This window comes from Streptomyces sp. NPDC034049 (assembly GCF_055575575.1).
In genome coordinates, this window is record NZ_JBVISJ010000006.1 from 253,240 (window position 1) to 278,180 (window position 24,941).

Below are 24,941 nucleotides of genomic sequence, written 5' to 3' on the forward strand. Positions count from 1 at the left end.
GTCGGCCCGTCCGGGTGGGCGGGTGCGGCGGTCTCGGGTTCGTCGGCTTTCACGAGGGCTGCTCCGTGGCGGACGCGGCGGTCTTGCGCAGGCCGCGTTCGATGCGGTCGGCGAGGCCCTTCGCCTCGTGGCCGAGGCCCGACTGGGCGGGGGCGGTGGTGGCGCCGGGCTTCATCGCGTCCTCGGCGGCCTGCGGTTCGGTGACGGTGCGGCCGTCGGCGAAGCCGGAGACCGCGTAGACGACCACGGGCACGTCGGTGAGGACGGAGATCGTCCAGGAGGCCCGCTGGTCGTCGCCGAAGCCGGCGGCGACCGTCCCCTCGGCGGCGTACGGGCGGGGCATCAGGTCGGTCCGGCGGTCGAGGCCGTCCTGGGTGAAGCGGGCCCTGAGCGCGGTCATTGCGGCGGCGTCCGTCCTGGTGAACAGCAGGCCGACGGTGGTGACGTTGCTGCGGGTCGCGTCGGTGTAGGTGGCGCGCAGCAGCCGCAGGCAGCCGACCGGGGCGAGGGCCTTGCGCAGCAGCGGGTCGAAGGCGTCGGCGCAGCCGCTGTCGGGTGCGACGGCGATCCGGGTCCAGGTGCGGTCGGTGCCGCCGGGTCCGGCGCCCTCGCCCTGGACGGTGGGCGGGAACAGGACGTCGACGGGCACGCCGTGCCACAGGTCGCCGGCCGCGGCGAAGCTGGTGCGGGAGTCGTCCGTACCGGAGTCCCCGGTGAGCCAACTCCCGGCCGCCGCACCGCCGATGAGTCCGACGCCGAGCACGACGCACGCGGCCACGGCCGCCGCCCGCGCCTTGGTGGGCCGGGGTTTGCGCCGTCCGTCGTGCGGCTCGGGCGGCGTCCACGCGGAGGTGTCCGGCTGCGCGAAGGTCACGAAGGGCCGTCCCTGGGGCGTGCCGAGCACGCCGTCGATGGCCTCGGCCGAGCGCCGTGAGGGGCCCGAGGGCGGCTGCCAGCCGCCGGGGCGCTCGGGGGTGAGGGACCGCGGGCGGGGAGTCCCCTCGGGGCCTGCCTCCTCGGGCAGTGGACGTCGCAGGGGCGAGACCGGGGGCGGCACGGTGCCACCGGACGCCGGTATGCGGTCGCGCGGTGTCGAGGCCGCCGCCGACGCCGAGGACTGTCCGGGCGGGCGGGCGGTCGCGTCGTGCGGGCCGGAGCCGGTGGGGCGGGACGCGTTGCCGGCGGGGGCCGGTCCAACGGGACGTGGTGGTGCGCCGTCGGCGGAGGGTCCCGAGGAGCCCGTGGGCCGGGGCGCGCGCTCGCCGAGGGGCGCGGCCGAGTCACCGGTCCGGGCACCCGGGGCCCGCGCGGCGGGGGCCGTACGCCGTCCGGTGTCGTGCGCGGCGGGCGGGGCGTCGGGGAAGCGTGCCGAGGCCGGGGGCGGGGTGTCGTTCGCCCGCCCGGGGGCGGGCCGCTCGTCCGGGAAGCGGGCGGACGCCGCCGGCGGCTCGTCCGGGAACCGGGTCGCGGACGGCGGCGGGGTGTTCCGGTAGCGGGTCCAGGTCGCTCGTCGGTCGTCCGGGGAGGCGGCCGAGGCCGCGGGAGGGGTCTCCGGGCGACGGGCGGAGGTCCGGGGAGGCGCGTCCGGGAAGCGGGCGGAGGCCGCCGGGGGCGGGGGCGGAGTGGCGGAGGTGCCGGCGTTCTGGTTCGTGGCACGCCGGAAGTCGGAGAAGCGCGGGTGTTCGGCGCGGCGTCCGCCCCCACCGTCCACGGCGGAACCACGGCCCGCGCTCTGCCCGAACGACTGGCCGGAACCCCGCGTGGAACCACGCCCGTTGCCGCCCTGTCCCGCATCACGCCCGGCATCGCGCGCGGAGCCGCGACCGGCGGCCGTCTGCCCGGCACCCCGCGCGGTTGTCCGCTCCGACGCCTCGCCCGAACCGCGCGCCGGATTGCGCCCGTTGGCCTGGCCGGAGCCGTGAGTGGGCCGCTGGGGGGTCGGTTGGGGGGTCGGCTGGGGGGTCGGCTGTCGGGAACCCCGCGAGGGGTCGGTGTGCCCGGCGACCGGACCGGAAGCGCGGCCGCGGGAGGGCCCGGGCTCACCCCGACCACCGGAACTCCGGCTGTTCGCAGGGGTGTTCGGCGCGTCCGCCGCACCGGGACGCCGTCCGTCGCGGGCCGCGCCCGGTGTCGGCGAGGGTGCCGTGGAAGGGCGGGGCGGGGTGGTGGGGCGCGCGGGCACCCCGGCCGAGGACGGCCGCTGCGGGCGACGGGGCGCGGTGGGCCCGCCGCCGGCCGCGGGCGCGCGATCGGGGCGGGGCGGCAGGGCCGAGTAACCGCCCCGGGGACCGGAGCCGGGGGGAGGAATCGGCCCCGGCGTCGCGGACGCGGACCTGTCCGGCCCGGACGGCCGCGCCCCCTGGCCGCCACCGACGGACGGCCGCGGGCCCGGGTCACCTGTCGTGTGCGGGCGCCTGCCCGGTGTCTCCCGGTCCGGCGCGGTTTCCCGGGACGGCGGCCGGGTCGGGGCCGCCGGGTGTGTGGTGTCGGCCGCCGGGGCGGTCGGGGGCGGGGTGTCCGTCGGGGTGTCCGGGGCCGGGGCCGACGGGTCCTGGCCCGGTGGTATGGAGGGGCGGGGCGGGACCGGGGGGCGTGGGGGAATGGAGGCGCGGCGCGCTTCCGTGCTCATGCACCCCCCGTTTCCTCGTCCCGTGCAGACCCGGAGGTCGTCGCTTCCTGCCGACCCGAGGGTCGTCCTTCCCACCGACCCGGAGGTCGTCGTCCGTACGGACCGGGACCCCGAGGTCGTCCGGGTGCCCCGCCGCCCGTGGGGAGCGGCCGTCACGCACAGCGTGGGTGTCGCCCGCCGGGGCCCGCCGACACCTCGGGCAAGCCATACCCGTGGCAGCGGATCGGCATCCCGTCGAGGTCGTCCCTGCGTGCGCGTCACTCTACGGGTTGGCCCCGGTCCAACGGGAACCAGTCCGCGGGACCGTGGCTTTAGCCCGGAACGTCCCCCTACCCTGCGGTAATCATGTCTGGCAGGCTTCGTGCATGACTGCGCGCGCCGCCGACCGGGCCCGGTACGACCGGGCCACAGCTCATCTCGACGCCCCGCTGGCGATCGTCGACCTCGACGCCTTCGACGCCAACGCCGACGACCTCGTCCGCAGGGCCGGCGGCAAGCCGATCCGCGTCGCGAGCAAGTCCGTTCGCTGCCGGGCCCTGCTGGAGAGGGTCCTGGCCCGTGAGGGCTTCCGGGGCATCATGTCGTTCACGCTCGACGAGTCGCTGTGGCTGGCCCGTTCCGGGTTCGACGACGTCCTCCTCGCGTACCCGTCGGCCGACCACGAGGCCTTCGCCGAACTGGCGGGCGACCCCAAGCTCGCCGCCGCGGTGACCGTGATGGTGGACGACCCCGCCCAGCTCCAGCTGATCGACAACTCCCGCCGCGGCGGCACCGAAGTCGTCCGGGTCTGCCTGGAGCTGGACACCTCGCTGAAGCTGCTCGGCGGACGGGTGCGCGTCGGCGCGCGGCGCTCCCCCCTGCACTCCCCCGCGCAGGTCGCCGACATGGCGCGCGCCGTCGCCGAGCGCCCGGGGTTCAAGCTGGTCGGGATCATGGCGTACGAGGGGCATATCGCCGGTGTCGGCGACTCGGTGGCCGGTCGGCCGCTGCGGTCGCGGGCCGTGCGGATGATGCAGGCCACCGCGAAGAAGGAACTGGCCGCGCGGCGGGCCGAAGTGGTGCGCGCCGTCCGGCGGGTGGCGCCGGACCTGGAGTTCGTCAACGGCGGCGGCACGGGCAGTGTGCAGCACACGGCGGCCGAGGACGCGGTCACCGAGATCGGCGCGGGGTCCGGGCTGTACGTGCCGCGGCTGTTCGACAACTACACCTCGTTCACGGGGCGTCCGGCCGCGCTGTTCGCGATGCCCGTCGTACGGCGCCCGGGTGTCGGGGTCGTCACCGTCCTGGGCGGCGGTTATCCGGCCTCCGGCGCGCCGGGGGCCGACCGGCTGCCGGTGCCGTATCTGCCGGAGGGGCTGAAGTACGACCCGCAGGAGGGCCCCGGCGAGGTGCAGACCCCGCTGCTGGGCGCGCCCGCGGACGATCTGCTGCTCGGCGACAAGGTGTGGTTCCGGCACGCCAAGGCCGGTGAGCTGTGCGAGCGGTTCGACGTGCTGCACCTGGTGGAGGGCGACGAGGTGACGGCGACGGTGCCGACGTATCGCGGCGAGGGTCACACGTTCCTGTAGCGCGTTCCGGTAGCGGGGGTCACGAGGGGCCGAGGCTGCTGCCCACTCCCCCGCCCGTGTCGGTGTCCGTGTCGCCCGCCGGTCGGATGCCCTCGACGATCTCGTCGATGTCGTCGAGCGGCGGGCCCTCGTCGCCCGCGTCGAGGGCGAAGCGGACCAGGACCGGTGCCCCGGAGCCGCTGCTGGAGGGGAAGACGAGGGACTGGACGTAGCCGCCGGCCCCGGCTCCCGTGGTCACCCGCCAGCGCACGTAGTAGCCGGCGCGGCCCGCGACGGCGACCGAACCGGAGCCGACGACCTCGTGGCCGGTGATGCCGTCGTACGGCTGCTGGTCCAGGCCGTTGCGGTCGAAGGCGTCCTTCGCGGCGTCCTCGACGTCGTTCTCGGCGAGGACCTTCGGGGAGGTCTCGTCGCTGCCGGTGACGGTGCGCGAGACGACGATGCCCCCGCGGCAGACACTGCCCTCGCCGGGGCAGTCGAAGGTGCCGTCCGTGACCAGGACGGCGTCGTCCTCACCGGAGCGGTCGCCGTTCTCCCAGCCGTCGGGGATCGGGAACGTGATGCCGTTGAGGTCGTCCACGACGAGGTTCGCGTCCCCGGAGGGGGAAGGGCCGGCGGACTCGGTCGGGGAAGGGCTGTCCTGCCCGTCGGTCTCGGAGGTCGGGGACGCCGTGGTGGTCCGTGTCTCCCGGCCGCCGTCGCCGTCCTCGCCGAGCAGCAGGACACCGCCGGTGACCGCCCCGGCCACCAGGACGGCCCCGGCGGCGGCCAGGGCCACGACCTTGGTGCGGCCGGGACCCCGGCGCGCGGGCGGCCCGGGCTGGGGCACAGGTGGCACGGGCTGTGCCGGCTGGCGCCGGTGGTCGGTCCACGTGGTCCCGTCCCACCAGCGTTCGGTGAGCGGGAAGGACGGGTCGCGGTACCAGCCGGGCGGCGGCGAACTGCTCATCCCGGCACTCTAATCACACCGGCGGGGTCGGTGTTGCGGTGGCCGGGAGGCAGCGCCCCGCGCGGTGCGGGAGGGCAGCGCCCCGCGCGGGCCGGGACGTACCGCCCGAGCGGGGTGACGCAGGCGGATGTACCGCCTAGAGCGGGGTGACGTAGGCGCCCGAGATACCGCCGTCGACCAGGAAGTCGGTGGCGTTCACGAAGGACGAGTCGTCGCTGGCGAGGAACGCGACGGCGGCCGCGATCTCGGTGGCCTCGGCGAACCGGCCGACCGGGATGTGCACGAGCCGGCGCGCGGCCCGCTCCGGGTCCTTGGCGAACAGTTCCTGGAGGAGGGGGGTGTTCACCGGCCCCGGGCAGAGCGCGTTGACGCGGATGCCCTCGCGGGCGAACTGCACGCCCAGTTCCCGCGACATCGCCAGCACACCGCCCTTGGAGGCCGTGTACGAGATCTGGGAGGTGGCGGCGCCCATCCGGGCCACGAAGGACGCGGTGTTGATGATCGAGCCCTTGCCCTGGCGGCGCATGTAGGGGATCGCTGCCTTGCAGCACAGGTAGACGGAGGTGAGGTTGACCTCCTGGACCCGCTTCCAGGCCTCCAGGCCGGTCTCCAGGATGGAGTCGTCGTCGGGCGGTGAGATGCCCGCGTTGTTGAAGGCGATGTCGACGCTGCCGTAGGTGTCGTAGGCGGTCTTGAAGAGCGCCTCGACCTGCTCGGGGTCGGTGACGTCGACCTTCACGAAGATTCCGTCGACCTCCTCGGCGACCGCCTTGCCGCGAGCCTCGTCCACGTCGCCGCAGACGACGCGCGCGCCCTCGGAGGCGAGTCGGCGCGCGGTGGCGAGGCCGATGCCGCTGCCGGCGCCGGTGATGACGGCGGTGCGGCCGACCAGGCGGCGGCAGATGTTCTCAGGGGTCGTCGAGGTCACTGTGCGGAGCCTTCCGTGCTGATGAAGACGTTCTTGGTCTCGGTGAACGCGGCGAGTGCGTCCGGGCCCAGCTCACGGCCGATGCCGGACTGCTTGAAGCCGCCGAAGGGGGTCCAGTAGCGGACGCTGGAGTGGGAGTTGACGGACAGGTTGCCCGCGCGGACGCCCTGGGAGACGCGCAGGGCGCGGCCGACGTCCCGGGTCCAGATGGAGCCGGAGAGGCCGTACGGGGTGTCGTTGGCGAGCCGGACGGCGTCCGCCTCGTCGGTGAAGGGCAGCAGGACGGCGACCGGGCCGAAGATCTCCTCGCGGGCGGCGGCGGAGTCGGGCAGTTCGCCGGTGAGGACGGTCGGCGGGAACCAGAAGCCGGGCCCCTCGGGGGCGTCGCCCCGCAGCGCGGAGGCGTCGTCGGGCACGAACGACCGTACGCGGTCCAGCTGTTGACGGGAGATCAGCGGGCCCATCTGGGTCTTCTCGTCGGCGGGGTCGCCCACGACCACGCCGGCCAGCGACTCGGCGAGCAGGCTCTTCACCTCGTCGTACACGGACTCCTGGACCAGGACGCGGGTGCGGGCGCAGCAGTCCTGGCCGGCGTTGTCGAGGAAGGAGAACGGGTCGACGGCCGCCTTGAGGTCGGCGTCGGCGAAGACGATGTTGGGGCTCTTGCCGCCGAGTTCGAGGGTGACCTGCTTGACCTGGTCGGCACAGAGTTCCATGACGCGTTTGCCGGTCCGGGTGGAGCCGGTGAACACGATCTTGGCGACGCCGGGGTGGCGGACGAGGGCCTCGCCGGTGATGTCGCCGCGTCCGGGCAGCACTTGGAGGAGGTGTTCCGGGAGCCCGGACTCCAGGGCGAGTTCGGCGAGGCGCAGCGCGGTGAGCGGGGTGGTCTCGGCGGGCTTGAGGATCACGGCGTTGCCGGCGGCGAGTGCGGGTGCGGTGCCCCAGGCGGCGATCGGCATGGGGAAGTTCCAGGGCGCGATCACGCCGACGACCCCGAGCGGTTCGAGGATCGTGACGTTCAGTCCGCCGGGGACCGGGATCTGCCGGCCGGAGAGCCGTTCGATCCCGCCGGCGGCGTAGTCGAGCAGGTCCCGGACGTTGCCGGCCTCCCAGCGGGCGTTGCCGAGGGTGTGTCCGGCCTCGCGGACCTCCAGCAGGGCGAGTTCCTCGATGTGGTCGTCGACGACGGCGGCGAAGCGGCGCAGCAGCCGGGCCCGGTCGGCCGGGGCGACGGCGGCCCAGGCGTGCTGTGCCTTCTCCGCCCGGCGCACGGCCGCGTCGACGTCGTGCTCGGCGGCGCCCGCGACGGCGGCGATCACCTCCTCCGTCGCCGGGTTGAGGACGTCCAGGATGTGGTGCTGGGACAAGGGATGCCTCACAGACGTTCGAAGGAGCGGCGCAGCTCCCAGTCGGTCACGGCGGCGTCGAAGGCCGCCAGCTCGACGCGGGCCATGTTCAGGTAGTGCGCGACGACCTCGTCGCCGAAGGCGGCCTTGGCGATGGGGCTGTTCTCCCAGAGTTCGGCGGCCTCGCGCAGGGTGGTCGGCACGTGGTCGTACTCGGCGGCGTAGGCGTTGCCGGCACACACCTCCGGCAGTTCCAGCTTCTGCTCGATGCCGTACAGGCCGGCCGCGATCAGTCCGGAGACGGCGAGGTGCGGGTTGACGTCACCGCCGGGGAGCCGGTTCTCGAAGCGCATCGAGCGGCCGTGGCCGACGACCCTGAGGGCGCAGGTGCGGTTGTCGTAGCCCCAGGCCACGGCGGTGGGGGCGAAGGAGCCCGGCTGGAACCGCTTGTAGGAGTTGATGTTGGGGGCGTAGAGCAGCGAGAAGTCGCGCAGGGCGGCGAGCTGTCCGGCGAGGAAGTACCGCATGACCTGGGACATGTCCTGTCCGTCGGCCATGACGTTGGTGCCGTCGGCGTCCGCGAGGGAGAGGTGGATGTGGCAGGAGTTGCCCTCGCGCTCGTTGTACTTCGCCATGAAGGTGAGCGAGACGCCCTCCTGCGAGGCGATCTCCTTGGCGCCGGTCTTGTAGATCGCGTGCTGGTCGCAGGTGACCAGGGCCTCGTCGTACTTGAAGGCGATCTCGTGCTGGCCGGGGTTGCACTCGCCCTTGGCGGACTCGACGGTCAGCCCGGCGGCCGCCATCTCGTTGCGGATGCGCCGCAGCAGGGGCTCGATGCGGCCCGTGCCGAGGACCGAGTAGTCGATGTTGTACTGGTTCGCCGGGGTCAAACCCTTGTAGCCGGCGTCCCAGGCCTGCTCGTAGGTGTCCTTGAAGACGATGAACTCCAGCTCGGTGCCGACGTTGGCCGTGTAGCCGAGTTCGGCGAGGCGTTCCAGCTGGCGGCGCAGGATCTGGCGGGGCGCGGCGACGACCGGTGAGCCGTCGTTCCAGGCGAGGTCGGCGATGAGCATGGCCGTGCCCTCGTTCCAGGGCACCCGGCGCAGGGTCGACAGGTCGGGGTGCATGGCGAAGTCGCCGTAGCCCCGGTCCCAGGAGGACATCGCGTAGCCGTCGACGGTGTTCATCTCGGTGTCGACGGCGAGGAGGTAGTTGCAGCCCTCGGTGCCGTGGGCGAGTACCTCGTCGAGGAAGAAGCGCGCGGCGAACCGCTTGCCCTGGAGGCGCCCTTGCATGTCGGGGAAGGCCAGGACGACAGTGTCGATCTCACCGCCCGCGACGAGGGTGTGGAGTTCCTCGACGGAGAGCGGGGGTGTGCGGTCTGCCACGGGAAAGCCTCCTAGGGGCTTCTTCGGCCACCCCGGAGCCATTCAGCCATCCGGGAGCCATAAGGTATTACCCGTAACCATTAGTTGGGAAGGGGGAACGGTCACATGTCGCGGACAGGGGCGGAACCGGAGACTCCGTGGGCCGACGACCGACTGGCGTCCGTCCTGCGTCCGGTCCGGGCGGGCAACGGCTTCGAGGAGGCGCTGGAGCAGATCCTCCAGGTGGTCCGGCTCGGCCTGGTGCCCGGCGGCGAACGGCTGCCGGCCGAACGCGAGCTGGCGGAGCGGCTCGGGATCAGCCGGGTGACGCTGCGCGAGGTGCTGAAGGTGCTCCAGGACCAGGGCCTGATCGAGGCGCGCCGCGGGCGGTACGGCGGCACGTTCGTGCTGCCCCGCGTCGCCACTCCGGACGAGGACGAGCTGCGCCGACGCCTGAAGGGCATCGACGTCGAGGACACGCTGCGCTTCCGCGAGGTGCTGGAGGTGGGCGCGGCGGGGCTCTGCGCGGCGCACGGCCTGACCGGCGAGCAGACCGAGCGGCTGCGCGGGGCCCTGGCGCGCACCCACAACGCGCCGCTCGCGGAGTACCGGCGGCTGGACACCCTGCTGCACCTCACCCTCGCCGAGCTGTCGGGCTCCCCCTCGCTGGCCGCCCAGTACGCGGGCGTACGCGCCGGGGTGAACGACCTGCTCGACTGCATCCCCCTGCTGGTGCGCAACCTGGAGCACTCCCAGCAGCAGCACACGGCCCTGGTGGAGGCCGTCCTCGACGAGGACGCGGAGGCGGCGCGGGAGATCATGCGGGAACACTGCGCGGGCACGGCGGCCCTGCTGCGCGGCTTCCTCGGATGAACACGTATTTACGCTCGCTTAACGCAGGGGTATTGCTTTTCGGCCACCCACCCCACAAAGGTATGGATCCATTCCTTTGAGTGGGGAGAGTGCTCGCCATGTCCCTGAAAGACACGGACACCGCCGACGCGGCGGACGACTATCTGGAGCGCCGGACGCTCCGCCGGGGCAGCGCCGGCTGGGTGCTGCTGACCGGCCTCGGCGTCGCGTATGTCGTCTCCGGCGACTTCTCCGGCTGGAACCTCGGCCTGGCGGAGGGCGGTTTCGGCGGTCTGGCGATCGCCACGGTGCTCATGGGCACCATGTACGCCTGCATGGTCTTCGCCCTCGCCGAGCTGTCCGCGATCCTGCCCACGGCTGGCGGCGGCTACGGCTTCGCACGCCGGGCGCTCGGCCCCTGGGGCGGCTTCCTGACCGGCACGGCGATCCTGATCGAGTACGTGCTCGCCCCCGCCGCGATCGTGATCTTCATCGGCGAATATGTGGAGTCGCTGGGCCTGTTCGGCCTGGAGTCCGGCTGGCCGGTGTACCTCGTCTGCTTCGCGATCTTCATCGGCATCCACCTCTGGGGCGTCGGTGAGGCGCTGATCGCCAGCTTCGTCGTCACGGGGATCGCGGTCTTCGCCCTGATCGTGTTCGCCCTGGGCGCGCTGCCCGACTTCAGCGTGTCCGCGCTGGACGACATCCCGGTCGACTCCTCGGCGTTCGGCGCGAGTTCCTGGCTGCCCATGGGGCTGCTGGGCATCTGGGCGGCGTTCCCGTTCGGCATGTGGTTCTTCCTGGGCGTCGAGGGCGTGCCGCTGGCCGCCGAGGAGACCAGGGACCCTGCCCGTACGCTCCCCAAGGCCATCCGCTCGTCGATGGCCGTCCTGGTGGTGCTGGCGGTCATCACCTTCTTCGCCGCGGCCGGCGCGCGCGGCTCGAACGCCATCCAGGCGGCGGGCAATCCGCTGGTCGAGGCACTCCAGCCGGACGGCAAGGCCACGGCGCTGAGCCGTTTCGTGAACTACGCCGGTCTGGCCGGCCTCGTGGCCTCGTTCTTCTCGCTGATCTACGCGGGTTCCCGCCAGCTCTTCGCGCTCTCCCGGGCCGGCTACCTCCCCCGGGTCCTCTCCCTCACCAGCGGCCGCAAGGCCCCGTACCTGGGGCTGCTGGTGCCGGGCACGATCGGCTTCGCGCTGGCCGCGGCCACCGGGGACGGCGGCCGGATGCTGAACATCGCCGTCTTCGGCGCCACCATCAGCTACGCGCTGATGTCCCTCTCGCACATCGTCCTGCGCCGCCGCGAGCCGGGTCTGGAGCGGCCGTACCGGACGCCGGGCGGCGTGCTGACCTCCTCGGTCGCCCTCGTCCTCGCGTGCTCGGCGCTGGTGGCGACGTTCCTGGTGGACGTGACGGCGGCGCTGATCGCGCTCGGCGTGTACGCGGTCGCGGCGGCGTACTTCGGGTTCTACAGCCGCAAGCACCTGGTGGCGAAGGCGCCGGAGGAGGAATTCGCCGCGCTGGCCGCGGCCGAGGCAGAGTTGGCACGGGACTGAGCGCTCCGTTCCACGGGTTCGGTGGTGCGGGGTTTCGTGACTTCCACGCGTGAGGAGCATGTGTGACCAGGCCGTTGATCGGTGTGAGTACGTATCTGGAGTCGGGCGCGCGCTGGGGTGTCTGGGAGCTGGAGGCGGCGCTGCTGCCGGTCGGCTACCCCCGGCTCGTACAGGCGGCGGGCGGCGTCGCCGCGATGCTGCCGCCGGACGACCCGTCGTACGCCGCCGCGGCGGTCGCCCGTCTCGACGGCCTGGTCATCGCGGGCGGGCCCGATGTCGACCCCGCCCGCTACGGCGCCGACCGCTCCCCGCGCTGCGGCCCGGCCGCGCCGGCGCGCGACGCGTGGGAGCTGGCGCTGATCCGGGCGGCGCTGGACACCGGGACACCGCTGCTGGGCATCTGCCGGGGCATGCAGCTGCTGAACGTCGCGCTCGGCGGCACACTGATCCAGCACATCGACGACCACGTGGCCGAGGTCGGCGTCTTCGGCCGCCACGCGGTGAAGCCGGTACCGGGCACGCGCTACGGCGACCTCGTCCCCGAGGAGACCGACGTCCCCACGTACCACCACCAGGCGGTGGACGACCTGGGCCCCGGCCTGCTGGCCTCGGCCCACGCCTCCGACGGCACGATCGAGGCCATCGAACTACCCGCCCCCGCGTGGGTGTTGGGCGTCCAGTGGCATCCGGAGATGGGCGAGGACGTGCGGGTGATGCGAGCGCTGGTGGAGGCCGCGGGGCGCTGAGCGGGGGGTGCGTCGTCGGGTGCGGGCCCGGTGGGGGCTGGTCGCGCAGTTCCCCGCGCCCCTGAAGGCGCCTTCGGCCCTTCGACGAAAAGCACGGGGCGCGGCCCCTGCTTTTCAGGGACGCGGGGAACCGCGCGAGAAGCCCCACGCACCCGCGCCCGGCGACTCACCCGCCGGTCGCCACCCCCCTCGTCAGCCCCAGCAGGTCCCGTGCCGGGCCCGCCGGGCGGTGGCCCGTCGGCCAGACCGCTCGGAGGGCGCGCCGTAGGCGGACCCCGTTCACCGGGACGCGGACCAGTCGGCGGGCGGAGAGTTCCTCGCCGAGGGCGAGTTCGCTGAGCACCGCCGGGCCGGCGCCGCTCAGCGCGGAGGACTTGACCGCCGTCGTGGAGGACAGCTCGATGAGCGGCCGGGCGAGGCCCCCCAGGGCCGCCTCCAGGACCTGCCGCGTACCCGACCCCTTCTCGCGCAGGATCAACGGCGTGGAGGCCAGCTCGGCCGCCTCCAGCGGCTTGCGGCGGCGCGCCCAGGGGTGACTCGGCGCGGTCACGACGATCAGGTGGTCGTGCGCTATCACGGCCGCGTCCAGCCCGGCCGGCACGGTCGGCCCCTCCACGAACCCCAGGTCGGCCTCGTCCGCCAGCAACCGCTCCGCCACGACCGTCGAGTTGCCCGCGAGGAGCGACACCGCCGTGTCCGGCCGTTCGGCGCGCAGCGCGATGAGCCAGCCCGGCAGCAGATACTCGGCGATGGTCATGCTCGCGGCGACCCGGAGCCGCGAGTCACGCCGGTCCCGCAACGCCTGCGCGCCCACGTCGAACGCCTCGGCCGCCTCCACGATCCGCCGGGCCCAGTCGGTGACGAGCGCCCCCGCGTCGGTGAGCCGGGACCCGCGCGGCGACCGGTCGACCAGCGCGACCCCCAGCTGGCGTTCCATCGAGCGGATACGACTGCTCGCGGCGGGCTGGGTGATGCCCAGCTCCCGCGCCGCCCGCCCGAGCGAACCCAGCCGGGCCACGGCCAGCAGCAGTTCGAGCGCCCCGAGGTCCGGCACCCGGTGGGCCAGTCCGCCCCGCTCCCCGCTCGTCTCACTCATAACCCCAGCTTATGTCCCCATACAGCCGAACTCCCTGGTGGGCCCCGCCCGGCAGCGGGACGCTCGCAAACATGGCCACCGCAGTCCGCCCAGCCCATCCAGCCCATCCCGCCCATCCAGCCCATCCGGTCCTGGGTTCCACGCCTCCCTCCCCCTCGCGAGCCCACTCCCGCCCCCGCCCGTTCCCCGCCCTCCGCCACCTCGGTCCGAACTGGTACGCCCCGGTCATGGGCACCGCGATCGTGGCCTCCGCCGGTGCCGGGCTCCCCCTGGACCTCCCGGGTCTGCGGACGGCCTGTGCGGCGGTGTGGGCGCTCGCGCTCGTCGCCCTGGTCGCCGTGCTCGGCGCCCGCGCCCTGCACTGGACCCACCACCGCGACCAGGCCCGCGCCGACCTCCTCGACCCGGCCGTGGCCCCCTTCCACGGCTGTCTCTCCATGGCCCTGCTGGCCGTCGGCGGCGGTGCCCTCGTCGTCGGCCGTGACTGGATCGGCGTGCGGGCGGCCGTCGCCCTGGACGTCGTGCTCTTCGGCGCCGGGACCGTCGCGGGCGTTCTCGCCGCCGTGGTCGTGCCATATCTGCTGATCGTCCGACAGCGGATCGACGCGGACCGGGTCACCCCCGCCCTGCTGCTCCCCCTCGTCGCCCCGATGGTCTCCGCCGCGCTCGGTCCGCTGCTCGTGCCGTACCTGCCGCCGGGGCAGGCCCGGCAGACGCTGCTGTTCGGCTGTCTCGCGCTGTTCGGGCTGAGCCTGCTGGCCACCCTGGTCGTACTGCCGGCGGTGTGCGGCCGGCTCGTCGCGGCGGGGCCGTTGCCGCTCGCGCTCACGCCGAGCCTGTTCCTGGTCCTGGGCCCGCTCGGGCAGTCGACCACCGCCGTAGGCAACCTCGCCGACGCGGCCCCGGGCGCCGTACCGGCCCCGTACGCGCACGCCTTCGCCCCGTTCGCCGTTCTCTACGGTGTGCCCGTCCTGGGCTTCGCGCTGTTCTGGCTCGCGCTCGCCGCCGCCCTGGTGGTCCGCGCCCGGCGGCGGGGCATGGGGTTCTCGATGGCCTGGTGGGCGTTCACCTTCCCGGTCGGCACCTGTGCGACCGGTGCGACGGGACTGGCCCGGCACACGGGGCTGGTCGCCCTCGACGCCCTCGCCGTCGCGCTGTACGCACTGCTGCTGGCGGCCTGGACCACCGCCGCCGGGTGCACCGCGCGCGGTCTGGTCAGCGGCGCGCTGCCCGCAGCGCCGCGTCCAGCACCCGCGGAGCCTCGGCCAGCGACGGCCCGTACCAGGTGAGGTGCCGGCCGCTGACCAGCGCGCACGACACCCCCGGGAAGGCCTCGGGGCCGTCGTCGGCGGTGAAGCGGTACGGCTCGTCTGGCAGGACCACGACGTCGGGCGCGGCGGCCCGCAGCTCCTCCACGGGCACCCGCGGGTAGCGCTCCGCGTGCCCGGCGTACAGGTGGTCCACACCGAGCCGGGCGAGCACGTCACCGGCGAAGGTGTCCCGGCCGAGGACCATCCACGGCCGCCGCCAGACGGGCACGACGGCGGTCGTCCTGCGGCCCGGCGTCAGCGGCCCGTCGGCAGCGCCCGTCGGCCGGGACCACGCCGACTCCGCCTCGTCCAGCCAGCGCGGCCGGGACCGGGCCCCGCAGGCCCGCAGCACCCGGTCCAGTTCGGCGCAGGCGCCCGGCACGTCCCGTACCTCGGTGACGAGGACCTCGACACCCGCCTCCCGCAGGGCGGCCAGGTCCGGCTCCCGGTTCTCCTCCTCGTTGGCGATGACGAGATCGGGGGCGAGACGGACGACGGCGTCGGTCCGGGGGTTCTTGGTGCCGCCGATGCGCACCACGTCAAGATCACCCGGGTGGGCGCACCAGTCGGTGGCGCCGACCAGCACGCCGGGCAGCGAGACGGCGACGGCCTCCGTGAGGGACGGGACGAGGGAGACGACCCGGGGGATCGAGCGCACCACGGCGTCACGCGCCCTTGCGGTGGCGGTCCTCCAGGGCCTCGATGTGGTCCGCGACGGCGACCACGATCACCCGGGTCTCGGGCTCGGTGGCCCGCCAGCGATGCCGTACGCCACCGGACATGTACAGCGTGTCACCGCGTCCGAGGCGGTGGGCACGGCCCTCGGCCTCGACCTCGACGGCGCCGTCGACGACGTACATCAGCTCGTCGTTGCGGTGCTGGACCTCGCGGCCCTCGTCGTGGTCGCCGGTGAACTCCATGGCGTGCAACTGGTGGTGACCGCGCACCAGGGAGCGCGAGGAGGCGTCGGGGGGCGTGAAGCCGTCCTCGTCGGCGGCGCGCACGACGTCGACGCTGCACGCCGGGTCGGCCGCGGCGAGGAGTTCGACGGCGGTGGTGCCGAGGGCGTCCGCGATACGTTCCAGGGAGGGCCTGCTGGGGCGGGCCCGTTCGTTCTCGACCTGGCTGAGGAAGGGGACCGACAGGCCGCTGCGCTCGGCCACGGCAGCGAGGGTGAGCTTTTGTGCCCGGCGCCGCCGCCGGACGGCCGCGCCCACCCGAAGGGGCTGTTCTTTGTGGTCGCCCATCGCTCCGGCTCCCTCCTTCGCTCGTCGGTCGGCTCGCGGACTCCCGTCGGACGGGTCCGCGAACGCTCACTGGTCCGGGTACGGATGCCCACCCGTCCGGCACTCATCGGGCGCGATGGTCCTGATGAGTTCTCTGCACCCTACGCATGTTCGGCAAACCGTTTCACGCGCCCGTCACATCGCTGTGAAACGGCAGGGGGTCCATGCTCACACTTCTCGCCAGCACGGCCACCACCCCGCCTCCGTTCTGGCGGCCTCGTCGCACCGCCCGGCGAGGGTCACCGCGGCCCCCGCGACCGCGCGCAGCACCCCCTCCGGCACACAGTGTCACCACGCCGCCGGTGCGGGTCCGCCGATCGCCGAAGCCGTCCCGCGCAGCCACGACATCGTCCCGGGAGGACGGCGCGGCCGCTTGCCGTCCCGCCAAGGCAGGTACCCTGAAGAGGAGTTGGGGACGCGGGAGCGGCCCGCCCCACCCGGCCGCCAGGGGGCGGAACCGGGTGGATGCGGACCGCCCCAGGGTTGTCCGGATCTTTCTCGTACGCCCGTACGCGAACCCCTTCGTACGTTCGGGCCGTCGCGTCCTGCTACGTCACGGGGGCCATCTCGTCGACGATCCCCGGGTGCGCGTCGATCCACTTCTCGACGCCCTCGTCCTCCCGGCCCCGCCCGGCCTTCTGGACGGCCTGCTCCAGGCTCATCAGCTCCTCCGGGGTCATGTGCCAGTTCTTCAGCCAGCCGTTCAGCTCGGCGTACTTCTCGGGGAAGTCCCGGTGCGCGAGCGTACGGATCTGGTTGTTCGCGCCCCAGGTCTTCTCGGGGTCGGCGAGCCGCGTCAGGTCGTACTTGTCGTACGCCCAGTGCGGCGACCAGAGCACGACGGCGATCGGCTCCCTGTTCGCGTAGGCGCGGTCCAGCTCGGCCAGCATCGAACTCGTCCCGGCCTTGGTGAGCTTGAAGTCCGACAGCCCGTAGGCCGGCATGACGGTGTTCTCCAGGCGGACCATCTCACCGGTGCCGGGCTCGATGCCGACGATCCGGCCCTTGAACTCGTCCTTGTGCGCCCGCAGATCGTCCATCGTGCGCACGCCCTTCACGTACGACGGGACGGCGATCTCCAGTGACGTCCGGTCGTACCAGGCGCCGAGGTCGACGAGATCGTCGCGGTACTTGTCCCAGTACGACTTCTGCGCCACCGGCAGCCAGGCGTCGAACTCGACGTCGACCTGCCCGGTGGACAGGCCCGTGAACAGCGGGCCGATGTCGAGCTTGGTCTTCTTCGGCCGGTAGCCGCGCTTCTCCAGGACGTTCTCCCAGAGCTGGGTGACGGCGATGCCCTCGTCCCACGCCGGGTAGCCGATGACCGGCGCGGCACCGGCCTGCCTGCCCCGCTCGTAGTGGGACCCGGCGACCGGGGCCAGCTTGTCGACGATCCCGGGGTTCTTCTTCAGCCAGGCCCGGACGCCGTCCTCCTGGTGCCCCTTGCCCGCGTCCTGGATCGCCCCTTCGAGGGAGGTGAGCTGGGCGTCACCGAGCTTGAAGTCCTTCAGCCACCGGGCGACCTGGGGCTCGTCCTTCGCGAAGCCCTTCCGCCCGAGGGTGTGGATCCCGTCGCCCGCGCCGAAGGCGCCCTCGGGGTCCTTCAGCTTGGTCAGCTCGTACTCGTCGTACGCCCAGTGCGGCGACCAGAGCGTGACCGCGATGGGTTCCTTCTTCTGGTAGGCACGGTCCAGCTGGGCCAGCATCGCGGAGGTGTTGGACTTGACCAGCTGGTACTCGCCCTCGAGTCCGTACGCGTGCTGGACCTCGTCCTCGTAGAGCCTGGTCTCGCCCGCGCCGGGCTCGATGCCGTAGATCTTCCCCTTGAACAGGTCGGCCCTGCCCTTGAGGTCGTCGAGGGACTTCACACCCTTGACGTAGGAGGGGACGGCGATCTCCAGCGAGGTCTTGTCGTACCAGCTGCCGTAGTCCTCCAGCCGGTCCTTGTACTTCGCCCAGTACGAGGCGTGCGTGGCCGGCAGCCAGGAGTTGGTCTGGATGTCGACGCTGCCCTGCGCCTGCCCGTTGTAGAGGGCGCCGACCTCCAGCGACCTGGTCCGCGGGGTGAAGCCGCGCTGCTGGAGGATCTCCTTCCAGAGGTAGGTGGAGGCGACGCCCTCGGGCCAGTCGATGTAGCCCATGCTGATGGGGCGGCCCCGGCCGACGTTCGAGGTCACCTCGGTGCCGTCGGCCGACCGGCCGAAGACGTTCAGGCCGCCGGCGACCAGCGCGAGGACGACCACACCGACCATCGCGACCGGGGTGGCCGGCTTCCAGCGCAGGAAGCCGAGTCCGCCGACGGCCGTGTTCGCCCTGGCGAGGGCGCGGCGGCCGAGCGGCGACACGCGCTGGTTGAGAGCGCCGGTCATCCGGTCGAGGTAGATCGCGAGGATGACGACCGCGATACCGCCCTCGAAACCGAGGCCGACGTCCACGGAGCTGATGCCGTCGTACACGGTGGAGCCGAGTCCGCCGCCGCCGACCATGCCCGCGATGACGACCATCGACAGGGCCAGCATGATCACCTGGTTGACACCCGCCATGATCGTGGGCAGCGCCAGCGGCAGCTGCACCCGCCACAGCGTGCGGCGCGGAGGGGTGCCGAACGCCTCGGCCGCTTCGACGAGTTCGGCGTCGACCTGCCGGATGCCGAGTTCGGTGAGGCGTACGGCGGGCGGCATCGCGAAGACGATGGTGGCGACCATGCCGGGCACCGGACCCACGCCGAAGAAGAAGATGCCCGGGATCAGATAGACCATCGCCGGCATCGTCTGCATGAAGTCGAGCGCGGGGCGGATCGCGCCGCTGACCGCGCGGCTGCGGGCCGCCCAGATACCGATCGGCACGGCGACGGCGAAGATGATCACGCAGGAGACCAGCACCAGCGCGAGCGAGTTCATCGCCGGTTCCCACTGCTCGATCGAGTCGATGAGCGCCAGGCCCGCGAAGGCCAGCACACCGGGGAGCAGCCCGCGCAGCCAGACGGCGAGCACGGCGAGGATGCCGGCGAGCAGCAGGGGGTCGGGGGCGGTGAGCACCGCGTTCGCCGCGTCGTACATGGCCTCGACGACGACCTTGACGAGGTCGAAGAGCGGCCCGAGATGGTCCCGCAGCCAGTCCACGCCGTGGGCGACCCAGTCGCCGAGGTGGATCCTAGGCACTGGCCTTCACCGCCCGTACGGCCTTGTCGCGCGGGGCGTCACAGGGCACGGGCGCGCCCTGCGGGTCCGGCCTGCCGACCTGGTCGTACCGGCCGTCCTGACCGTCCCGGTCGCCGAGGAAGCCGATCAGGCGCCGCTGCGGCACCACGCCGACGACGGCGCCCTTCCCGTCGAGCACCGCGACCGGGTGGGACAGACGGGCGCTGAGCGCGCAGAGGTCCGCGAACGGCATGTCGGGCGTCGCGGTCCCGCAGCCGCAGTCCGCCTCGTCGCCGCGTACGGCGGTGTCCATCACGGCCCCGGCGGTGAGCACCCGGGAGCGGTCGACGTCCTGGGTGAAGGAGGCCACGTAGTCGTCGGCGGGACGGATCAGGATGTCCTCGGCGGTGCCGGTCTGCACGATGCGGCCGTCGCGCATGACGGCGATGCGATCGCCGAGGCGCATGGCCTCGTTGAGGTCGTGCGTGATGAAGACGATGGTCTTCTTCAGGGTCTGCTGGAGCTCCAGCAGCTGGTCCTGCATGTCACGGCGGATCAGCGGGTCGAGCGCGCTGAACGACTCGTCCATCAGCAGCACGTCGGCGTCGGTGGCGAGCGCGCGGGCCAGGCCCACGCGCTGCTGCATCCCGCCGGACAGCTCGTCGGGCCAGGACTTCTCCCAGCCGGCCAGGCCGCACAGGGCCAGCGCCTCGGTGGCGCGCCGCAGCCGTTCGGCGCGCGGCACGCCCTGGACCTCCAGGCCGTACGCGGCGTTCTCCAGGACGCTGCGGTGGGGGAAGAGCGCGAAGTGCTGGAAGACCATGCTGATGCCGGTGGCGCGCACCGCCCGCAGTTCGCGCTCGTCGATCGCGGTCAGGTCCCGTCCGCCGAAGCGGACGTGGCCCGCGGTGGGCTCCAGGAGCCCGTTGAGCATGCGCAGCAGTGTGGACTTGCCGGACCCGGACAGGCCCATGACGACGAAGATCTGGCCCGGCTCCACCGTGAAGGAGGCGTCGATCACGGCGGCGGTGGTGCCCTCGGCTCGCAGTTCCTCGCGGTCGGCGCCGGCCCTCAGCCGGTCCACCGCGTCGTCGGGTCGTCTGCCGAACACCTTGAACAGGCCCTCGGCTTCGAGTCTGGATGACTCCCTGGCTGACACGTGCACCTCTTGGTTCGCTACGAAACGGCCCGCCTCCCCCGCCCGCAGGTCGGCCGTGGAGCGCGGCGGGATCGGCCCGCCCGGTCCGCGGTGTGGACACCACGACCGGCGCTGCTCCGGGGCCGCGCCTGCCCCGGCCCGACCGGCGAAACGCGACCGTGTCCCGCTTCACAGGGCATTCACCGCAGGCCAGGGGCGTTCACGGAACACCTCCACGGGGCGCACGCGCGGTCGCCGGAGGGCACGCGGGTCGACCCACCGAGGGCCGCACGCCGGTGTCGCGGAGCCCGCACGCCGGTGCGGGGAGAGCCGCGCGCTGCTGCGTCGGCGGCGGGGTGTCCGTGGTGTACGGCATGATGCGGGACGTGACCCGACGCCTGATGCTTCTCGACACCGCCTCGTTGTACTTCCGCGCCTATTTCGGGGTGCCGGAATCCGTGAAGGCCCCGGACGGCACCCCGGTGAACGCCGTGCGCGGGCTGCTCGAATTCATCGACCGGCTGGTCAAGGACCACCGGCCGACGGACCTGGTGGCGTGCATGGACGCGGACTGGCGCCCGCAGTGGCGGGTCGACCTGATCCCCTCCTACAAGGCGCACCGCGTCGCCGAGGAGCACGAGGCCGGGCCGGACGAGGAGGAGGTGCCGGACACCCTCTCCCCGCAGGTACCGGTGATCGAGGCGGTGCTGGACGCGCTCGGCATCGCGCGCGTGGGCGTCGCCGGGTACGAGGCGGACGACGTGATCGGCACCTTCACGGCACGGGCGAAGGAGCCGGTCGACATCGTCACCGGCGACCGCGACCTGTACCAGCTGGTCGACGACGAGCGCGAGGTGCGGGTGCTGTACCCGCTGAAGGGCGTCGGCACCCTGCAGCTCACCGACGAGGCGTGGCTGCGCGAGAAGTACGGGGTGGTCGGGCGCGGGTACGCGGATCTGGCCCTGCTGCGCGGCGACCCGAGCGACGGTCTGCCGGGGGTGCCCGGCATCGGCGAGAAGACGGCGGCGAAGCTGCTCGACCAGTTCGGCGACCTGGCCGGGATCATGGCCGCCGTCGACGACCCGGCGGCGAAGCTGACCCCGTCGCAGCGCAAGAGGCTCGACGAGGCGCGGGCCTATGTCGCGGTGGCGCCCAAGGTGGTGCTGGTGGCGGCGGACGTACCCTTGCCGCACGTCGACACGGCGCTCCCGCGCGCTCCGCGGGATCCGGCGGCGCTGGAGGCGCTCGCGGCGCGCTGGGGGCTCGGCGGATCGTTGCAGCGACTGCTGGCGACGCTCGGGACGTGATGAGGCACGCCTGGTGGAGGGGGCGTACGCCGGTGGGTGGGGTGACACTCGGTGGTGAGGGGCCTGAGGCGCGATTCACATCGTGAAGTCCTCGTCTTCGCTCCGAGCATGGAGTGTCGACAAGGGGGAGATGGTAACTTAGGTAAGCCTTAGCTAGGTATTTGGGAGGCCGTCATGGCAGAGCGTCCGGTACGCAGGACCCCGAAGCCCCACTCCGCGCGAGTCGTCCGCACCGAGCGGCTCACTCCGCACATGCAGCGCGTCGTGCTCGGTGGCGACGGCCTCGCCGAGTTCGCCCTGCGCGGCAGCACCGATCACTATGTGAAGCTCCTGTTCGGGCCCGAGGGCGTGACCTATCCGGAGCCTTTCGACATCGAGCGGATCCGCGCGGAGTTCCCCCGGGACCAGTGGCCGGTGACCCGGACGTACACCGTGCGTGCCTGGGACCCCGAACTGCGCGAGCTGACCATCGACTTCGTGCTCCACGGCGACGAGGGCATCGCCGGTCCCTGGGCCACGCGCGTCCAGCCGGGCGAGCTGATCCGCTTTCTGGGCCCCGGCGGCGCGTACGCGCCCAACCCGGAGGCCGACTGGCATCTCCTGGTCGGTGACGAGTCCGCCTTGCCGGCGATCGGCGCCTCGCTGGAGGCCCTTCCCGACGGCGCCCGCGCGCACGCGATCGTCGAGGTCGCCGGCGCCGAGGAGGAGCAGAAGATCAACTCCGACGTGGAAGTGGTCTGGCTGCACCGCGGGGACCGGCCCGTCGGCGCGGCCCTCGTCGAGGCCGTGCGCGCACTGGAGTTCCCCGAGGGCCGACTGCACGCCTTCGTCCACGGCGAAGCCGGCTTCGTCAAGGAGCTGCGCCGCCTGCTCCGCGTCGAACTCGCCGTCCCCCGCGAGGACTTGTCCGTCTCCGGCTACTGGCGCCTCGGCCACGACGAGGACGGCTGGCAGGCCGCGAAGAAGGAGTGGAACGCCCGCGTGGAGTCCGAGCAGGAGAGCGCCGCGACGACGGCCTGATCCGGCGACCCTGCCACCGGGCGGGCGCGCCCTGCCCGGGCGGGGGCATGCGGCTTCGCCAGGTCGGGAAGGCGCGCGGCTTCGCCAGGACGGGAGGGCGCGCGGCTTCATCAGGACGGGAAGGCGCGGCTTCGTCAGGACAAAGCGCGGCTCACCCGTTTGAATGAACACATGGCTGTTCGGCACCAGAGGGCCCGCCGCGGAGGCAAGGCCCAGGGAGCGCCCAGGATCTGGGCCGGGACCGGAACCAGGGCCGGGGCCGCGACCGCCCTGGCCTCGCTCCTGGTCCTCGGCGGTGTCCCGTACGGCATCGGCACCGCCTCGGCCGCACCCCCGCCGCAGCCGCCGCCCCAGCTCACACAGGAGGACGTCGACCGGGCCGTCGAGGCCGTCGACGGCATCGTCGAGCGCGGCATGGACCGGACCGGGGTGCCGGGCGTCGCGGTCGCCGTCGTCCACAAGGACCGGGTGGTCCACCTGGAGGGCTACGGCAAGCGGCACGTCGGCCAGGAGGCACCGGTCGACCCGGACACCGTGTTCCAGCTGGCGTCCCTGTCGAAGCCGCTGGCCTCGACCGTGGTAGCCGGGGCCGTCGGCGACAAGACCGTCGACTGGGACGACCCGGTGACCGAACACCTCCCCGGCTTCGCCCTCAAGGACCCGTGGGTGACCGACCACGTCACCCTGGCCGACCTCTTCTCCCACCGCAGCGGTCTGCCCGACCACGCCGGCGACCTCCTGGAGGACCTCGGCTACGACAGCGACTACATCGTCGACCGCCTCCGGCTGGAGCCCCTGACACCGTTCCGCGCGAGCTACGCGTACACCAACTTCGGTCTGACGGCGGCGGGTGAGGCCGTCGCCGACGCCGCCGGCACGACCTGGGAGAAGCTCTCCGAGGACGTCCTCTACGAGCCGGCCGGCATGGACGCCACCAGCTCCCGCTTCAGCGACTACGAGGGCACGAACAACAAGGCGTTCGCCCACGTCGAGAAAGAGGGATCGGACGGCGGGGACCCCGCCGACTGGGAGGCTCGGTACGTCCGGGACGCCGATGCCCAGGCCCCGGCGGGCGGCGCCAGTTCCTCGGCCCGCGACCTCTCGCGCTGGCTGCGGCTCCAGCTCGCCGACGGCGAACTCGACGGCGACCGCGTCATCGCGGCCGACCCCCTCGAACGCACCCACCTCCCCGAGACCGTCTCGCAGCCGCCCCCCGCACCGGCGGGCCGCGCCGGCTTCTACGGCCTCGGCTGGAACGTCTCCTACGACGACCTCGGCCGCCTCCGGCTGAGCCACACCGGCGCCTTCGCCCTCGGCGCCCACACCAACGTCACGATGCTGCCCGGCGAACAGCTCGGCATCGTCGTCCTCACCAACGGCGCACCGGTCGGCCTCGCGGACGCCGTCGCCCTGAACTTCTTCGACACCGCCCAGCACGGCAAGCCGACCGAGGACTGGCTGGAACTGGCCGCCGGGATCTACGAGCACGAGGAGGACGAACTCCGCTCGCCCACGGACTACTCCGAGCCCCCGGACGACGCCTCCGACGCCCGCGCCGACTCCACCTACACCGGCACCTACGCCAACCCGTACTACGGCCCCCTCACGGTCACCGAGACGGGCGGCGACCTGACGCTGCGCCTCGGCCCGCGGCCCATGACGTTCCGTCTGACCCACTACGACGGCGACACCTTCTTCTACGAGACGGTGGGCGAGAACGCGACCGGCCCCTCCGGCGTGACCTTCAAGGGCGACGAGAACGGCCGGGCGACGTCGGTGACGATCGAGGCGCTCGACGCGAACGGCCTGGGGACCTTCAGACGTCCGTGAGCCGGTCCACCAGGCGTGCCAGCGCCTGTGCAAGTTCGTCCACCCCAGGGCCCGCCGCCCCGCCCGGCTCGGCCATGTAGACGTCCCGGCGGATCTCGATCATCAGCGCGGTCACCCTGGGGTCGTGCCCGTAGTACGTCAGCGGGACGTACGCGCCCCCGAACGGGCTGTCGACACCCGTCCCACCGAACCCGGCGAACGCCTCCTCGGCGGCGGCGAGCAGCTCGGCCGGTGTGTGGAAGGGGTCGGTGCCCAGACAGACCGGCGGCCGGGGCCCGTCGCCGTGCAGCTCGTAGGGCAGACGCCCGCTCGGGTACGAGTGGACGTCGACGACCACCACCCGTCCCACGGCCGCCAGCCGGTCGGTGACGGCGTCGGTCATGGCGTCGGCGTACGGACGGAAGTACCCGTCGACGAGCGACCGCGCGCTGCCGTCGAGGGGCAGCCCGTCGTGACCGGCCGGACGCAGCACCTCCCCGTGCGTGGTCCTCGTGTAGACCGCCCCCATGCCCACGGCCAGCATCTCCTCCCGCTCGTCCGGGAAGCGCTCGGGATCGACCACCAGCCGGGACAGCTGGTTCACGAACCGCCACGGGCGCACGGCCGCCCACCCGGCGGCCCGCTCGGCGATCTGGTCCGTGTACGCGTCGGTGATGTGGTCCAACTCCCGCTCCAGCGCGGCGTCGTCGAGCACGATGCCGCTCCGCACGGCTGCCGGGATCGCCCGCGAACCGTGCGGCACGTGCAGCAGGACGGGCGACTCGGACGCGCCGGGAAGAAGCCGATGGGAGGGCGGTCCTGGCGGCGGCGCAACGTCGTTCATCCGGAGGTTCCTCACCAGGGTCGGGGGGAGCGGTCTCCGACCGT

Annotated in this window: 19 protein-coding genes; 8 read left to right on the plus strand and 11 right to left on the minus strand. The window is 73.2% G+C overall.

Features of this window, described 5'->3' with window-relative positions; all coding sequences use genetic code 11:
- Positions 1-49: 49 nt before the first annotated feature.
- Complete coding sequence (locus ACZ52C_RS19910; RefSeq protein WP_469075956.1) at positions 50-1,711, minus strand: hypothetical protein; 1,662 nt, start codon at positions 1,709-1,711, stop codon at positions 50-52.
- 1,283 nt (positions 1,712-2,994) lie between these two features.
- Here ACZ52C_RS19910 and ACZ52C_RS19915 point away from each other — a divergent pair.
- A complete protein-coding gene (locus ACZ52C_RS19915; RefSeq protein WP_469075957.1) occupies positions 2,995-4,197 on the plus strand; it encodes an amino acid deaminase/aldolase in 1,203 nt (400 codons plus the stop codon).
- A 19-nt stretch (positions 4,198-4,216) separates the two neighbouring features.
- Here the strand turns inward: ACZ52C_RS19915 and ACZ52C_RS19920 are convergent, their stop codons facing one another.
- The 4 genes from ACZ52C_RS19920 to ACZ52C_RS19935 all read right to left on the minus strand — a co-directional run bounded on the left by ACZ52C_RS19920 (position 4,217) and on the right by ACZ52C_RS19935 (position 8,811).
- Positions 4,217-5,146, minus strand: coding sequence for a DUF2510 domain-containing protein (locus ACZ52C_RS19920; protein ID WP_469075958.1), 930 nt, complete (start codon positions 5,144-5,146; stop codon positions 4,217-4,219).
- A 136-nt stretch (positions 5,147-5,282) separates the two neighbouring features.
- Complete coding sequence (locus ACZ52C_RS19925; protein ID WP_469075959.1) at positions 5,283-6,074, minus strand: 3-oxoacyl-ACP reductase; 792 nt, start codon at positions 6,072-6,074, stop codon at positions 5,283-5,285.
- On the minus strand, positions 6,071-7,444 hold the full coding sequence (locus tag ACZ52C_RS19930) for an aldehyde dehydrogenase family protein (protein WP_469075960.1): 1,374 nt from the start codon (positions 7,442-7,444) through the stop codon (positions 6,071-6,073). The genes ACZ52C_RS19925 and ACZ52C_RS19930 overlap by 4 nt, the downstream gene beginning before the upstream one ends.
- An 8-nt stretch (positions 7,445-7,452) precedes the next feature.
- Positions 7,453-8,811, minus strand: coding sequence for a glutamine synthetase family protein (locus ACZ52C_RS19935; RefSeq protein WP_469075961.1), 1,359 nt, complete (start codon positions 8,809-8,811; stop codon positions 7,453-7,455).
- Between the two features lie 105 nt (positions 8,812-8,916).
- On the opposite strand from ACZ52C_RS19935, the gene ACZ52C_RS19940 reads away from it, so the two are divergent.
- The 3 genes from ACZ52C_RS19940 (at position 8,917) to ACZ52C_RS19950 (ending at position 11,947) form a co-directional block, all read left to right on the plus strand.
- Complete coding sequence (locus ACZ52C_RS19940) at positions 8,917-9,663, plus strand: FadR/GntR family transcriptional regulator (protein ID WP_469075962.1); 747 nt, start codon at positions 8,917-8,919, stop codon at positions 9,661-9,663.
- 98 nt (positions 9,664-9,761) lie between these two features.
- Positions 9,762-11,201: an ethanolamine permease gene (eat, locus tag ACZ52C_RS19945; RefSeq protein ID WP_469075963.1), complete on the plus strand. Its 1,440-nt coding sequence runs from the start codon at positions 9,762-9,764 to the stop codon at positions 11,199-11,201.
- 62 nt (positions 11,202-11,263) lie between these two features.
- Positions 11,264-11,947, plus strand: a complete 684-nt coding sequence (locus ACZ52C_RS19950) for a gamma-glutamyl-gamma-aminobutyrate hydrolase family protein (RefSeq protein WP_469075964.1) — start codon at positions 11,264-11,266, stop codon at positions 11,945-11,947.
- A 166-nt stretch (positions 11,948-12,113) separates the two neighbouring features.
- Here the strand turns inward: ACZ52C_RS19950 and ACZ52C_RS19955 are convergent, their stop codons facing one another.
- Complete coding sequence (locus ACZ52C_RS19955) at positions 12,114-13,043, minus strand: LysR family transcriptional regulator (RefSeq protein WP_469075965.1); 930 nt, start codon at positions 13,041-13,043, stop codon at positions 12,114-12,116.
- Positions 13,044-13,114: 71 nt separating this feature from the next.
- On the opposite strand from ACZ52C_RS19955, the gene ACZ52C_RS19960 reads away from it, so the two are divergent.
- Positions 13,115-14,332: a TDT family transporter gene (locus ACZ52C_RS19960; RefSeq protein WP_469075966.1), complete on the plus strand. Its 1,218-nt coding sequence runs from the start codon at positions 13,115-13,117 to the stop codon at positions 14,330-14,332.
- Here ACZ52C_RS19960 and ACZ52C_RS19965 read toward each other — a convergent pair.
- From ACZ52C_RS19965 to ACZ52C_RS19980, 4 genes are all read right to left on the minus strand, one after another.
- Complete coding sequence (locus ACZ52C_RS19965) at positions 14,259-15,011, minus strand: helical backbone metal receptor (RefSeq protein ID WP_469076154.1); 753 nt, start codon at positions 15,009-15,011, stop codon at positions 14,259-14,261. The two genes, ACZ52C_RS19960 and ACZ52C_RS19965, sit on opposite strands and share 74 nt — an antisense overlap.
- A 7-nt stretch (positions 15,012-15,018) precedes the next feature.
- A complete protein-coding gene (locus ACZ52C_RS19970) occupies positions 15,019-15,600 on the minus strand; it encodes a helix-turn-helix domain-containing protein (RefSeq protein WP_086800290.1) in 582 nt (193 codons plus the stop codon).
- Positions 15,601-16,187: 587 nt separating this feature from the next.
- On the minus strand, positions 16,188-18,800 hold the full coding sequence (locus ACZ52C_RS19975; RefSeq protein ID WP_469075967.1) for an ABC transporter permease/substrate binding protein: 2,613 nt from the start codon (positions 18,798-18,800) through the stop codon (positions 16,188-16,190).
- Positions 18,793-19,938, minus strand: a complete 1,146-nt coding sequence (locus ACZ52C_RS19980) for a quaternary amine ABC transporter ATP-binding protein (protein WP_469075968.1) — start codon at positions 19,936-19,938, stop codon at positions 18,793-18,795. The genes ACZ52C_RS19975 and ACZ52C_RS19980 overlap by 8 nt, the downstream gene beginning before the upstream one ends.
- Positions 19,939-20,294: 356 nt before the next feature.
- On the opposite strand from ACZ52C_RS19980, the gene ACZ52C_RS19985 reads away from it, so the two are divergent.
- The 3 genes from ACZ52C_RS19985 (at position 20,295) to ACZ52C_RS19995 (ending at position 24,074) form a co-directional block, all read left to right on the plus strand.
- Positions 20,295-21,224 carry a 5'-3' exonuclease gene (locus tag ACZ52C_RS19985; protein ID WP_469076155.1) on the plus strand — a complete coding sequence of 310 codons (930 nt, stop codon included), beginning with the start codon at positions 20,295-20,297 and terminating at the stop codon, positions 21,222-21,224.
- 174 nt (positions 21,225-21,398) lie between these two features.
- A complete protein-coding gene (locus ACZ52C_RS19990; protein ID WP_469075969.1) occupies positions 21,399-22,244 on the plus strand; it encodes a siderophore-interacting protein in 846 nt (281 codons plus the stop codon).
- Positions 22,245-22,415: 171 nt separating this feature from the next.
- Complete coding sequence (locus tag ACZ52C_RS19995; protein WP_469075970.1) at positions 22,416-24,074, plus strand: serine hydrolase; 1,659 nt, start codon at positions 22,416-22,418, stop codon at positions 24,072-24,074.
- Here ACZ52C_RS19995 and ACZ52C_RS20000 read toward each other — a convergent pair.
- On the minus strand, positions 24,061-24,897 hold the full coding sequence (locus tag ACZ52C_RS20000) for an N-formylglutamate amidohydrolase (RefSeq protein ID WP_469075971.1): 837 nt from the start codon (positions 24,895-24,897) through the stop codon (positions 24,061-24,063). The genes ACZ52C_RS19995 and ACZ52C_RS20000 overlap by 14 nt on opposite strands.
- Positions 24,898-24,941 lie beyond the last annotated feature (44 nt).